14 protein-coding genes are annotated in these 12490 nt (G+C 46.0%); 6 read left to right on the top strand and 8 right to left on the bottom strand.

Annotated elements, in window-relative coordinates; genetic code table 11:
- Positions 1-123 precede the first annotated feature (123 nt).
- The 6 genes from V2546_RS13285 to V2546_RS13260 all read right to left on the bottom strand — a co-directional run bounded on the left by V2546_RS13285 (position 124) and on the right by V2546_RS13260 (position 4919).
- Positions 124-1398 (bottom strand): dihydroorotase, encoded by a 1275-nt coding sequence (locus tag V2546_RS13285; RefSeq protein ID WP_329752593.1) that lies wholly within the window; start codon positions 1396-1398, stop codon positions 124-126.
- Between the two features lie 135 nt (positions 1399-1533).
- Entirely contained in the window at positions 1534-1908 is a 375-nt protein-coding gene (locus V2546_RS13280) for a VOC family protein (RefSeq protein WP_015552238.1), read from the bottom strand.
- Between the two features lie 32 nt (positions 1909-1940).
- The gene (locus V2546_RS13275; RefSeq protein ID WP_329752592.1) at positions 1941-3206 is read right to left on the bottom strand and encodes a hypothetical protein; all 1266 of its coding nucleotides are present in this window, start codon (positions 3204-3206) and stop codon (positions 1941-1943) included.
- On the bottom strand, positions 3178-3873 hold the full coding sequence (locus V2546_RS13270; protein WP_329752591.1) for an MBL fold metallo-hydrolase: 696 nt from the start codon (positions 3871-3873) through the stop codon (positions 3178-3180). The genes V2546_RS13275 and V2546_RS13270 overlap by 29 nt, the downstream gene beginning before the upstream one ends.
- A 3-nt stretch (positions 3874-3876) precedes the next feature.
- Positions 3877-4266 carry a zinc ribbon domain-containing protein gene (locus V2546_RS13265; RefSeq protein WP_118532645.1) on the bottom strand — a complete coding sequence of 130 codons (390 nt, stop codon included), beginning with the start codon at positions 4264-4266 and terminating at the stop codon, positions 3877-3879.
- Positions 4267-4289: 23 nt separating this feature from the next.
- Positions 4290-4919: a lactate utilization protein gene (locus V2546_RS13260; RefSeq protein WP_329752590.1), complete on the bottom strand. Its 630-nt coding sequence runs from the start codon at positions 4917-4919 to the stop codon at positions 4290-4292.
- Positions 4920-5232: 313 nt separating this feature from the next.
- Here V2546_RS13260 and V2546_RS13255 point away from each other — a divergent pair, with 313 nt between their 5' ends.
- From V2546_RS13255 to V2546_RS13245, 3 genes are all read left to right on the top strand, one after another.
- The gene (locus V2546_RS13255) at positions 5233-5472 is read left to right on the top strand and encodes a hypothetical protein (RefSeq protein WP_243019601.1); all 240 of its coding nucleotides are present in this window, start codon (positions 5233-5235) and stop codon (positions 5470-5472) included.
- A 173-nt stretch (positions 5473-5645) separates the two neighbouring features.
- On the top strand, positions 5646-6035 hold the full coding sequence (locus V2546_RS13250; RefSeq protein WP_021905862.1) for a thioesterase family protein: 390 nt from the start codon (positions 5646-5648) through the stop codon (positions 6033-6035).
- Between the two features lie 163 nt (positions 6036-6198).
- Positions 6199-7242 carry a DNA glycosylase gene (locus V2546_RS13245; RefSeq protein ID WP_329752589.1) on the top strand — a complete coding sequence of 348 codons (1044 nt, stop codon included), beginning with the start codon at positions 6199-6201 and terminating at the stop codon, positions 7240-7242.
- Between the two features lie 116 nt (positions 7243-7358).
- Here the strand turns inward: V2546_RS13245 and V2546_RS13240 are convergent, their stop codons facing one another.
- Positions 7359-7571 carry a DUF4368 domain-containing protein gene (locus tag V2546_RS13240; protein ID WP_329752599.1) on the bottom strand — a complete coding sequence of 71 codons (213 nt, stop codon included), beginning with the start codon at positions 7569-7571 and terminating at the stop codon, positions 7359-7361.
- 134 nt (positions 7572-7705) lie between these two features.
- Positions 7706-8047: a plasmid mobilization protein gene (locus tag V2546_RS13235; RefSeq protein ID WP_329752588.1), complete on the bottom strand. Its 342-nt coding sequence runs from the start codon at positions 8045-8047 to the stop codon at positions 7706-7708.
- A 217-nt stretch (positions 8048-8264) separates the two neighbouring features.
- On the opposite strand from V2546_RS13235, the gene V2546_RS13230 reads away from it, so the two are divergent.
- The 3 genes from V2546_RS13230 to V2546_RS13220 all read left to right on the top strand — a co-directional run bounded on the left by V2546_RS13230 (position 8265) and on the right by V2546_RS13220 (position 12489).
- Complete coding sequence (locus tag V2546_RS13230; RefSeq protein ID WP_329752587.1) at positions 8265-8882, top strand: helix-turn-helix domain-containing protein; 618 nt, start codon at positions 8265-8267, stop codon at positions 8880-8882.
- Between the two features lie 104 nt (positions 8883-8986).
- On the top strand, positions 8987-10762 hold the full coding sequence (locus V2546_RS13225; RefSeq protein ID WP_329752586.1) for an ABC transporter ATP-binding protein: 1776 nt from the start codon (positions 8987-8989) through the stop codon (positions 10760-10762).
- A complete protein-coding gene (locus V2546_RS13220; RefSeq protein ID WP_329752585.1) occupies positions 10759-12489 on the top strand; it encodes an ABC transporter ATP-binding protein in 1731 nt (576 codons plus the stop codon). The genes V2546_RS13225 and V2546_RS13220 overlap by 4 nt, the downstream gene beginning before the upstream one ends.
- Position 12490 lies beyond the last annotated feature (1 nt).

The following is a 12490-nucleotide window of genomic DNA, read 5'->3' as shown; positions in this document are numbered from 1 at the left end:
CTCACAATTCTCAGCTTTGCCTCCTCCTGCATTGCTGAAAACAGCTGCACTCCCCAGCTCCCAGCCCCAACCGGATTCTCTGAGTCTTATCAGCCCGATGCCAGGGAGCTCTGCTGTATGTTCTTAATCCTTGTATACAATCTTTCCGCCGCAGATCGTGTATTTCACGCGTCCGAAAAGCTTTGTTCCGATAAACGGCGTGTTGTGGGATTTTGATGCGATCTCGTCATCTGTAACAGTCCATTCCTCGTTCTCATTGAAGATCACGATATCCGCATCTTTGCCCTCCGCGAGATATCCCTTATCAAAATGGTATAATTTCGCCGGATTCACACACATCTTCTCAACGAGTTGCATCGTGGTCAGATGGCCTTTCTTCACAAGCTCTGTCACTGCAAGGCCGAGAGCAGTCTCAAGACCAATGATTCCACTCGGAGCTTTCCATACCGGAAGAACTGCCTTTTCCTCCGCGCTGTGCGGAGCGTGGTCGGTGGCGATCATGTCGATGGAACCGTCCTTGATTCCCTCGATAATGCCCTCGCGGTCCTTCGCGGTTCTAAGGGGCGGGTTCATCTTCGCCATTGCGCCATGTTCTAAAACAGCGGTCTCATCTAATGTGAAATGGTGAGGTGTGACCTCCGCTGTCACATTTGCGCCAAGCTCTTTCGCAAGCTTCACAGCCTTTACAGATGTGGCGGAGCTGATATGCTGGATATTGACTGACGCGCCTGTGTGCAGGGCGATCATGCAGTCACGAGCCACGAGAGAATCCTCGGCAAGTGCCGGGGAACCTGTGATTCCAAGCTCTTTTGCGACTGCACCTGCGTTGATTCCGTTCTCTGAGATAAATGCCGGGTCTTCCTCATGGAAGCTCAGCGGTACATTTAGCTCTTTCGCCTTCTTCATGGCCTCGTAGACGAGTTTCTCGTTCATCAGCGGGATTCCATCGTCTGTGAATCCAACGGCTCCTGCTGCCTTTAAGGCGTCCATATCCGTGAGGTCCTGACCCTTCATTCCAACAGAAACGCATGCGGCAGGAAGAACATTGATCCCTGTCTTCTTTCCTTCTTCGATGATATATTTTACGGTCTCCACATTGTCTACCGGCGGTTTTGTATTTGCCATGGTGACAACCGTTGTGTATCCGCCCTTTTTCGCTGCGGCGGAACCTGTCTGGATATCCTCTTTGTATGTAAGTCCCGGATCGCGGAAGTGAACATGGACGTCAATGAGGCCCGGCGCTACGACACAGCCGTCTGCATCGATCACCTGCTCATAGCTTCCGTCATCTTCCACTTTTCCGATGGTCTTTATCTTTCCGCCATCAATGACAACGTCCAGAACCTCGTCTGTATTGCTCTTTGCGTCTACTACACGCCCGTTTTTAATCAGAATCATCTTAGCTCCTCCTGTTTTATCTGTTTCTATGTTTCCTATCCCTGACCGGCTGCTATTTTCTTTTCAGCGAGAACGTTTTCCTTCATCTCTGCCTGATGTGTAAATTTTCATATATCTGGCTGTCGGACCTTTTCATTATTTTCTTGTCGGCACGATCTCCAGCCAGTAATTATCCGGATCTGTGATAAAGTAGATCCCCATCTTCTCATTTTCAAAGCAGATGCATCCCATCTCTTTGTGCTTTGCGTGAGCTGCCTCGAAATCATCTACCCGGAATGCAAGATGGAACTCGTTATCTCCAAGATCATAGTGATCTTTCTCCCAGTCCCTGAGCCATGTGAGCTCTAACTGGTGCGGTGTCACGCCGTCTCCGAGGTATACCAGGATAAAGCTCCCGTCCGCCGCTTCTTTTCTTCTTACTTCCTTTAATCCAAGAGCTTCCTCATAAAATTTTAAGGACTTGTCAAGATCTGTAACGTTAAAATTATTGTGCGCAAATGTGAATTTCATGGTGTTCTCCTCTCAATTTATATTTGTTCACATTACGATGTCGGGGACAAAAGAATCCCTGTATAATTATGCAAAATGTCATCCGGCTGGATTGCGTCCGATACCATGGAAATTGCAAGCTTATACTCTGTTCCCTCTTCGCCAATTGAGCCATGTACCGGTACATACCGGTCAAAGCAGACATTTTGTTTTTTCTTTGTTGTGACAATTAGAGCAACGTACTCTTCGGTTGTCAGAAGCTTGTAGTAAACATCTTCTTCCGGAAATGTATTTCTCGCCCGGTCGATCATATCTGCATAGCTGTAATTTTCTGATCCATCAGCAGGACCGGACCTTTTTCCGTTGATCGCAGCCTGCAGTTTTTCTAAAACAGCTGCCGTCCTTGCCTCATTTTTCCTTTGTTCGATTTCTGACGCAATACTCACCTGCAGTAAAATGATCAGTACGATTCCTGTCATGCCAGCTATAGTCGTCAACCATACGGCGATTATCTTTGATTTCTTTTTCTTCTCTTCCTCTCTTGTAAGCCGGGTACAAGAAAATTCTTTTACAAAGGATGGCTGATTTTCATTTCCGTAAGCAATAATGGCATCTATTGTGTCATATCCCTCTTCAACACTGTACTTTCTCCAGACAGCATGCTCTGAATAAAACTTTTCCAGCCTATCGTAGAAACGCAGGAACCATCCCGTGTACCGCTTCCTTCGAATGAAAAATACGCTGATTCCGCCAATAAGAATCGTAAAATATCCGACTCCTATCACCCCGTAATAAAGGCCTTCTATTTTCGATACCTGTTTTTCCGGCAGTATGGCAAGGAAATGATACTCACCATCCGTTTCCTTCTCCCAGTATGTCTGAAGCCTGTTTCCGTAAGAATACTGTACCGGATCCATTCCAAGTTCGGCAAGTGTATACTGTACATGCTCACCTTTATTTGGATCTTTCAGACGCAATGACTGTCCATCTTCCTGTACAACTGCGATGACATTCTTTTTTCCTGTGAGTTTATAGCCCGTTATGCTCTGAAAAGGATCATACAGCCCAGCGCCGAAAAACCATATCAATGATAAGATCATATAAATAACGAATAGTGTTATGAGTTCTTTCCACACGTTATATTTCAATGACTTCTCTATCATTTCTTTTTCGTACTCAGGAATTCCAGGTAATGTAATATACCAGGAAGCAAACCGTTCTCTTTTCGCTTCTTCATCCATCACTTTCCCGATATTCATTGAGGTCGCAGGCTGCATTTTATTCCCCCTCTCAGATTTCCCAGCCTTCTCCCTCTTCATGGATCTCAACGATCCTGTCACGGTATCCCGCCGAACACGGCATTTTTTTCAGCCGCTCCGCCACATCGTATTCCCCCCAGAAGTGCATCGGGAAAATATGTTTCGCGTCGACTTCCTTCACGAAATCATCGATTCCCAAGTAAAAATATTCACCGAGTCTCGGATCCAGCGGTAAAAACGCAATATCCGCCGTCCGCCCATGCATCTTCGAGATCTCTTTCTGATACGCCTTCGTCATATTCTTATTCCACTGCGGATCTTCCCCATCCCAGTACCAGTGATTCAGGTCGCCTGCATGGTAGATCTCCAGACCATCCACACTGCACCAGAACGCGACGCCCTCATCCGTGGACTTAAATCCCTCGACCTTCAGCGTCCCATCCTTCAGGATCTGTCCCGGATTTAAAAATTCTGTCTTTCCTTTACAAGATTCCGGCACCCGCTTACTCCAGATATCAAATGCCAGAATATAATGGATCTTCGGATGTTTCTCCTCCAGTTCAAAGATCACCTTTGAAAAATGATCCGGATGTCTGTGACTGGCAAACACATAGAGCGGCTTTTCCTCAGAAAACTCCGGCAGTTTTCCCTGAAAATAGTCAAACAGCAGATACGCCGATTCCGTCTCCACAAGAAATGCGCTGTGATGAATGTATGTGATCTTCATGTCTTAAAACCTCTTTCCGCACTTCGGGCAATAGTCAAAATTTTCTTTCGTCTCATAGCCACAGTTTGAACACCGCTTCACCGGCACATCCCAGGCCGGGGCATCATGCCCCTCTGAAACAAGGGTAAGGTCTTCCTCCCGGATCGGCACATCCTCTCCTGCGGCGATCCGCTTTCCGGCTTCCTCGTCCAGCTGGTAAACGGTCCCGCAGCAGCTCGTCTTCACATAATATTTCCGTCCCCATTTAAAGATCGGAATAAAGAAAAAGGACAGGCACATATAGGTCATAAACACCTGATACCGTCCATATCTCCCGCAGCGGCCACAGATCATCGCCGCCGCGTTATAAACCAGCTCTTTTGTCCCCTGAGTAATTCCGCCAATAAAAAACATTGGGTTCCTCCAGTAATCTTATTTTAATAGCCTAAATTTTCCCCAACGATCACAACCTTGATCCGTCCGTCATATCGGGATCTCCGTGTAACAACGATCGAACAGCACATACAGTCGGGGGACTGGCAGTCCATGCAGACTCCCTTTACACCACATGGCGTTTTCCGGCCGGTAGCATCTGCAATGATCGGACAAGCCTGCGTCTGGATCCGGTCGATCCCATCCTCAATACTCCGCACTATCTTATTCATTCCGACAACAATGATCACCTGCTTTGGTCCATGAATCAGACAGGCTACACGGTTTCCCGCACCGTCAATATTGACCAGTTCGCCTTTTACAGTGATCGCATTCGTTCCCATAAGGAAACAGTCCGCACTGCAGGAGCCGAGATAAGACGGATTTCCCATCGTCTCTTTATCTTTCATCGGGTAATCCCGCATCTCATGCCCGGATTTCTCCAATTCATCCAGAATTCCCAGCTCCCGGATCGATGCCGAGCCGCCCCAGCCGATGGAAGCACCGGGTTCGATCAGCGAGAGGATCGTTTCCACTGTCTCTTTCTTATCCCGGCAATAGATCCCCTCCATGTTTCTTTTTTTCAAATTACAAATGACATTTTCGGCCATCCGTTTTTTTGCGTCCTCCAACATCGTACCTCTCTCCTTTATAACTGCCTGACCATCGTTTTTCCGATGCTTCGCATTTCAAATCGACAAAATTCACCATCACCACTGTATTGTACGGAATTTTCAGTTCAGAAAATTTCGATCCGTATACAGTAACCACTTTCTCAGTGCTAATTGTAGCATACTATTCCCATATCTTGCAATTCCTGCTCAAATATTTTATACTGGAATCCATCAGCATGTTACTGTTTGTGCCTTGCGCAAACAGTGGCACCGGCGTCCATCCGCCCCGCTGCGTGACTACCCGAAACACAATTTTAGGAAAGAGGAAGATATTTTGAGTATAAATCCAATGATGTTTCTGCAGTTCAAAAACTCCTGGCAGACCTTTACCAGAAACCACCCGAAATTCCCGGCTTTCTGGCGTGCTGTCTACAAACATGGCATTCAGGAAAACATGATCATCGAATTTAAGGTTATCGAACCGGATGGCAAAGAACTCGCCTCCAACATCCGTGTGACCAAATCCGATCTGGAGCTTTTTGAGAATCTGAAAAAAATGATCACAAACCAGTAAGTCTTTTTCTTGCAATTCGTGTACGAGTATTCTATACTTTATATGTCAGTGTCAAGCAGGAAAACGCCGCGCTGACCACACTTTCCCGGTTTAAATCCCGGATCTTCGCTGTCACTGTCAGGATCTCCGGTATTGTAAACTGTGGTATTCATTTAATCATGGAGGACAAACTTATGCTGGAAACTGGAATAAAAGGAAGACAGGAAGTTGTTGTCTCTGACGCAAACTCCGCAAAAACAATGGGAAGCGGCACACTCGACGTGTTCGCGACACCGGCTATGACCGCTTTAATGGAAAAGACCGCCTGGATGAGCGTTGCTGATCAGCTCGACGAGGGCTGCGGTACTGTGGGTACACTCTTAAACGTAACACACGACGCACCGACACCGCTTGGAATGACCGTATGGTGCGAGACTGAACTTGTCGAGGTAGACGGACGCCGCCTCGTATTTGATGTTGCCGCTTACGATGCCAAAGGAAAGATCGGCGGAGGCCGCCACGAGCGCTTCATTATCCAAAACGAGAAGTTTCAGGCGAAAGCGAATAAGAAGGCTGAGCAGTAATTTTTCTTCCGCCAGACTGAAATATGCAATTCATTTTTACCACCCGCTGGAACTTCCTGCCGGGTGGTATTTTTGATACCTGTAGTTCCCGCCTTTTGCATCGAACTTCAAATACTTTCCCGCTTTATCCGGGAACTATTTCATACATCTTTATGGAGACTTTATGATCACAAAAGCTTTAAAAAACTTCACCCTCCGTCAGATCGCCGACTCCGGGCAGTGTTTCCGCATGGTTCCGTGTGATCCGAACCGTTCACAGGCAGCTTACCGGGTCATCAGCAGCGGACATTTTCTTATTGTAGAGCAAACTGGAGACGAGGTAACTTTTCACTGTCCAAATGATGAGTTTGCATTCTGGGAACACTATTTTGACCTCAAGACGGATTATGACACTTATATCCGGGCGATCGATCCGATGGATGATTATCTCTCAAGGGCGGCAGCTTTCGGCAGCGGGATACGGATCCTGAATCAGGATCTCTGGGAAATGATCATTACGTTTATTATTTCGCAGCAGAAAACGATTCCGGCGATCCGAGCGCTGGTGGAGGCGCTGAGTGAGAGATATGGAACACGATATAAAATTCCGTCAGAGTGCAATTTCCGTACCCACACGGCAATTCTGCCCAACGTGCAGTTTTCCGATATATCCGCAGGGCAGCATGCTTCTGCGACTTTTCAGAAACAATTATCTACATCCGCCGCACCAGCAATCACAGATCCTTCATCCGGATATTATTATGCTTTTCCATCCCCTGAAGAGTTAAACCGCGCCTCTCTGGATGATCTTCTCGCCTTAAAGCTCGGCTACCGCGCCAAGTACATCAAGCGGACCTGCGAGGACATCTGCTCCGGAAAACTGGATCTTGACCGCCTGCAAGGGATGAACTATGCGGACTCCATGGAAGCTCTTCTCTCCTGCTATGGAATCGGCGTCAAGGTTGCCAACTGCATCTGCCTCTTCGGCCTTCACCATATCGGCGCTTTCCCGGTAGACACCTGGATCAAAAAGATCCTGCTGCGAGAGTACGCCCCGAAAAGCCACTGTACCGGACATGTCCCGGAAACGCGGCTCTGCGAGGCGCTGATCGCGGAGAACTTCTCGAAATATCCGGGATTTGCAGGTGTGCTGCAGCAGTATATCTTCTTTTATGAGAGAGAATTTTCGCAAAAAAATACTGCAGGATACGAACGGAATCAAATATAACAGGTGATTCCATCGAAATTTCCTGTTAAAAAGCCACCGGAAAGGTCGGCACTCATAAAACAGCATAGAGTTGTTTTCGAGAAACGGCATAGCTTCGGCTATGCCGTTTCTCCGTTTTACAGGTCAGCGAGCAAGGACGCGGGGAGTATTCCCACAAGGTCATAGGATATATCAATCTGCTGTTCCCTATGTCCGTTTGACTTGTCCGGCGTGTGAACATATACCGCCTTTACCATGTCATTCAAGACAGTGGGCGTCAGCTCGTCCAAATCGAGATACTTCCGTACCTTGCCGATAAACTTGTCAATGTTTTCTGCCTGTTCTTCCAGCTGTATAATTTCTTCATTTCCCGTCCTTTCCTTTGAAATTGGTGTTTACAGTTTCGTAGCAAGCATAGGAACAGGATAGCCTGTTCCGTAAAATGCCCCGCTGCCGCCGTTGCATTTTGCTTGATCCCAAGCCCTCATTTCGTTAGCCCCTTGAATTGCAGGAGTAGCTGACGCTCCAATTTCCAAACTTCGTCCATGAGCCGTTTTAGCTCGTCCATGTCGTTGTCATAAATACGCCCTGTTTCGTTGATACGCTTTGTAATCTGATTGAGATTGCCGTCGATTTTCTGAAGCTGTGCCGTATGCGCTTTGACCTTTTGCAAATCTAAAACAATGATGTACCCGTCAATCAGCATTTTACGGGAGTAAGCAGATAGGTTCATGGTCGGTATCTGCCTCATTCTTTCCTCAATCAACGTCCGCTCGTCCTCCGTCACTCGGACAATGATTTGCACGTTCCGTTTTCTATTTTCCATTCGCAGTTCTCCTTTCACTACCTACAACACCGCAGGAGGCGGTTTTGCCAAAGTTTCAGAGAAAGATTTTTCAAAAAATTTTCTCACTTCTTAATACGGAGAAAATCGAAAAATGCCAATTCTATAATGCAAAATTTTCAAACTATTGACAAAGCTCCCTCTTTACTGTATCATATAACAGTGATATATAACAATGTTATATGAGAGGAGTGAGTTAATGAATGAAGTAGAGCAGACGACATTACACTTAATTCTTTCAGCCGCCATGCAAGAATTTCTTGAAAAAGGCTTTAAGTCCGCTTCTTTGCGGAATATTGTCAAGACGGCGGGCGTGACAACTGGGGCGTTTTATGGTTACTATGACAGCAAGGAAGAATTATTTGAAGCGTTAGTCGGCGAACATTACAACTTTCTATTAGATTGCTTTCGCAAGGCGCAAAAAGAATTTGCAGAAATCCCGCCAGAGGAGCAGCCTGACAATCTTACCTCTACTTCCGGCGAGTGTATGTATGAAATGCTTTTGTACGCCTATGAACACTTGAATGAATTTAAGCTCATTCTTTGTTGTTCCGAGGGAACGCGCTTTTCAAAGCTGATTGATGAAATGGTGGAAATAGAAACAAAAGGCACACATGATTATTTAATAGTTCTTGAAAAGCTCGGCAGACCTGCCCCACCCATTGATGAACGGTTGGAGCATATCTTAATCACAGGAATGTTCAACACTTTTTTTGAATTGATTATACATGAAATGCCGCTTGAAGAAGCAAAGCATTATCTAAAAGAAATGAGAGCCTTTTACACCGCAGGGTGGATGAAAATTATGGGGCAATAAGCCCTATAATTTTTACATGTAAGTTAGTTGTTGCTAACTCAAAAAGTGGATATTTGAGGTTTCCATAATCTCTTTTATCATAAAAATTTTAAGGAGGTTTTTCAATGAAAAAACAGTCTAATCTATCAAGATTGATGGGTTATGCCGGAGGGCATAAAATATTGACCTATCTTTCCTGGGTACTGTCAGTCATGAGTGCGCTGTTGGCTCTTGTGCCGTTTTGGTATATATGGCGTATCATTCACGACATACTGGAAGTTTCCCCGGACTTCTCACAGGCGGGGAATGTCACAAGCTACGGCTGGTCTGCGGTATTGTTTGCGGTACTCTCTATTGTTGTCTATATCGCCGGTCTGATGTGTTCGCACATGAGCGCATTCCGGGTTGCCGCCAATATCCGAAAAGAGCTTATGCGGCACATCACAGCCCTGCCGCTGGGGGTAACAGAAAAGTACGGAAGCGGCAATCTGCGAAGGATTGTCAACACCTCAAGCGCTGCAACGGAAACCTATCTTGCACACAGGCTCCCCGACAAAGCGGGAGCGATTGCCACCCCCATAGGGCTGCTTGTTTTACTGCTTGCTTTCGATTGGCGGTTAGGGATTTTGAGCCTTGTTCCGGTTGTGCTTGGTTTTCTGTTTATGATGGGCATGACTGGAAAAGGGATGCAGGAAAAGATGAAAGAGTACCAGAACGCTCTTTCGGAGATGTCTAATGAGGCGGTGGAATATGTAAGGGGTGTGCCAGTGGTAAAGGCCTTTGGTCAGACTATCTTTTCCTTCAAACGATTTAAGGGCACCATTGATAACTATGAAAAATGGGTTATTGCCTATACAAAAGAAATGCGTCTGCCTATGATGTGCTACACAACGGCAATCAACGGCGTATTCGCGTTTCTGATTGCCGGAGGTATTCTCTTTACAAGGGGCGGCGTAACAAATGAACTGCTTCTAAACCTTATCTTCTATATTGTGATTACTCCTGTCATCGGTACAACACTCACAAAAATTATGTTTATGAGCGAGGACGCAATGATTGTAGGGGACGCATTAGGCAGAATTGATGAAGTGCTAAACGAAAAACCATTGTCTGAAAGCAGCGTGAATAATACCCCTAAAGACAATGGAATTACATTAGAACACGTTAGTTACAGCTATGACGGAGAAAAAAACGCGCTGAATGATGTGTCACTTCGGGTTGCACCGGGACAGGTGATTGCATTGGTAGGTGCATCCGGCGGCGGCAAGACGACCCTTGCAAATATTGTAACAAGATTTTTTGACCCGCAAAAAGGGCGCATACTGATAGGGAATATCGACATACGCAACATTCCAAAGGAAACATTGATGAATAAGGTGTCATTTGTATTTCAGAATAGCCGTCTTATCAAAGCGTCCATATTGGAAAATGTGCGTATGGCAAAGCCTGACGCCTCACACGAAGAAATCGCTCATGCACTGGAAGTTGCACAATGCCTGGATATTATCGAAAAATTACCGAATGGCATTGATACGGTTGTGGGTACAAACGGCGTGTACCTGTCCGGCGGTGAACAGCAAAGAATAGCGATTGCCCGCGCAATTTTGAAAAATGCGCCTATCCTAATTCTGGATGAAGCGACCGCATTTGCTGACCCCGATAATGAGGTGCGTGTCCAGAAGGCTTTATCTGCTCTCTCAAAGGGAAAAACTGTTATTATGATTGCACACAGGCTATCGTCAATCATAGGTGTTGATTGTATTTATGTAATGCAAGACGGCGAGATTGTCGAGAGCGGCACGCATAATGAGTTGATAGAGAGAAACGGCATATTTGCAAGAATGTGGAAGAATTATTCCGAAGCAGCAGAATGGAAAATTGCAAAGGAGGTAACAGAATGATTAAAACATTGCAAAGACGATTTGCGTTATCAAGACAAGGAGCTGTCGATTTGATAAAAGGTTGTATTGCCTGCATTTTGCAGGATATATCGTTTATGCTTCCGGTGGGGCTGCTCTATAATTTTGTTATTGATATCATGAACGGGGGCGTAAATGGAAGCCGCATTGCTTTCTATGGGGTTGGCGCTTTGGTTTGCCTATGCCTTATCTTTGTTGTAACTTGGTTTCAATATAACGCCACCTATTTAGCGACTTATGTGGAAAGCGGAGTAAGACGCATTTCGTTAGCAGAGCAGCTCCGCAAAATCCCCTTATCCTTTTTTGGAAAAAAAGACCTTGCCGATTTAACAAACTCCATTATGGGTGATTGTGCCACACTTGAACAGGCATTTTCCCATTATGTACCCGCTTTGGCAGGCTCCCTTATTTCAACAACGCTGGTTGCGATTTGCCTGTTTGCTATAGACTTTCGTATGGCTCTTGCGGCTGTTTGGGTTTTGCCGATAGCATTTACAATTACATTCCTTTCAGCCCGCATACAGGAATACTTTAATCGTAAATCCGTAGCGGCAAATGTCGCGCTTGAAAGCGGCGTACAGGAGTGTATCGAGAGTTTGCAGGACTTAAAGGCGAACAATGCGGAAGAAAGTTATCTGAAAGGGCTGGATAAGAAAATTGATAATGTGGAAAAGCGGCATATTATAACAGAACTTGGGACTGCCCTTTTCGTTGTTTCCTCTACGTTGATATTAAAGCTCGGGATTGCTACGGTTGCGCTTGTAGGCTCTGCTCTACTTATTCGTGGGGAGATTGATATTCCGCTGTTTTTTATGTTTTTACTTGTAGCTTCAAGGCTGTATGCCCCGCTTGAGGGTGCATTACAAAATCTTGCTGCGGTAATCTCCACCAAAACAAACATAAACCGTATGAACGAAATCCTTGACCAGCCCATTCAAACAGGCAGCAAGCATGTAACAAATAAAGGCTATGACATTGTATTCGACCATGTAGGATTTGCCTATAATACCGGAGAAACCGTTTTGAAAGACGTGTCCTTTACGGCAAAACAGGGAGAAGTTACCGCATTGGTCGGACCGTCCGGCGGAGGTAAAACTACGGTATCACGCCTTGCCGCTCGGTTTTGGGATATAAGCAAAGGAAAAATCACTGTCGGCGGTATGGACATATCGAAAATAGAGCCGGAAATCTTGCTGTCGCTGTACTCTATTGTGTTTCAGGATGTGACGCTGTTTAACAATACAATTATGGAGAATATCAGAATAGGCAGGAAGGACGCCACAGATGAGGAAGTGATTGCGGCGGCAAGACTGGCAAATTGTGAAGAATTTGCGGCAAAGCTCCCGGACGGTTATCACAGTATGATTGGTGAAAACGGCTGCGAACTGTCCGGCGGTGAAAGGCAGCGTATTTCAATCGCCCGCGCTTTCCTTAAAAATTCTCCTATCATCTTACTTGACGAAGCAACGGCAAGCCTTGATGTAGAGAATGAAACATTGATACAGGCTGCCTTGTCAAGGCTGATAAAGGATAAGACCGTACTTGTTATCGCCCACCGTATGCGTACCGTAAGCGGCGCGGATAAAGTAGTTGTGCTTTCAGACGGTTCCGTTGCCGAACAGGGAACGCCGGGGGAACTGATGAACGCGGGTAAGATTTACCCCCACATGGTAAAGCAGCAAATGATTAGTCAAGATTGGGGCATTTAGC

It is taken from the genome of Clostridium sp. CM74B_53 (assembly GCF_036318045.1).
Lineage (GTDB): Bacteria > Bacillota > Clostridia > Lachnospirales > Lachnospiraceae > Pilosibacter.
The sequence above is the reverse complement of the archived record's forward strand: the minus strand, read 5'-3'. Positions and strand labels throughout refer to the sequence as shown.

What these genes read in the sequence shown, in the direction of transcription:
- V2546_RS13285 (WP_329752593.1), bottom strand. Translation starts at nt 1,398, where the DNA reads ATGATTCTGATTAAAAACGGGCGTGTAGTAGACGCAAAGAGCAATACA.
- V2546_RS13280 (WP_015552238.1), bottom strand. Translation starts at nt 1,908, where the DNA reads ATGAAATTCACATTTGCGCACAATAATTTTAACGTTACAGATCTTGAC.
- V2546_RS13275 (WP_329752592.1), bottom strand. Translation starts at nt 3,206, where the DNA reads ATGAAGAGGGAGAAGGCTGGGAAATCTGAGAGGGGGAATAAAATGCAG.
- V2546_RS13270 (WP_329752591.1), bottom strand. Translation starts at nt 3,873, where the DNA reads ATGAAGATCACATACATTCATCACAGCGCATTTCTTGTGGAGACGGAA.
- V2546_RS13265 (WP_118532645.1), bottom strand. Translation starts at nt 4,266, where the DNA reads ATGTTTTTTATTGGCGGAATTACTCAGGGGACAAAAGAGCTGGTTTAT.
- V2546_RS13260 (WP_329752590.1), bottom strand. Translation starts at nt 4,919, where the DNA reads ATGTTGGAGGACGCAAAAAAACGGATGGCCGAAAATGTCATTTGTAAT.
- V2546_RS13250 (WP_021905862.1), top strand. Translation starts at nt 5,646, where the DNA reads ATGCTGGAAACTGGAATAAAAGGAAGACAGGAAGTTGTTGTCTCTGAC.
- V2546_RS13245 (WP_329752589.1), top strand. Translation starts at nt 6,199, where the DNA reads ATGATCACAAAAGCTTTAAAAAACTTCACCCTCCGTCAGATCGCCGAC.
- V2546_RS13235 (WP_329752588.1), bottom strand. Translation starts at nt 8,047, where the DNA reads ATGGAAAATAGAAAACGGAACGTGCAAATCATTGTCCGAGTGACGGAG.
- V2546_RS13230 (WP_329752587.1), top strand. Translation starts at nt 8,265, where the DNA reads ATGAATGAAGTAGAGCAGACGACATTACACTTAATTCTTTCAGCCGCC.
- V2546_RS13225 (WP_329752586.1), top strand. Translation starts at nt 8,987, where the DNA reads ATGAAAAAACAGTCTAATCTATCAAGATTGATGGGTTATGCCGGAGGG.
- V2546_RS13220 (WP_329752585.1), top strand. Translation starts at nt 10,759, where the DNA reads ATGATTAAAACATTGCAAAGACGATTTGCGTTATCAAGACAAGGAGCT.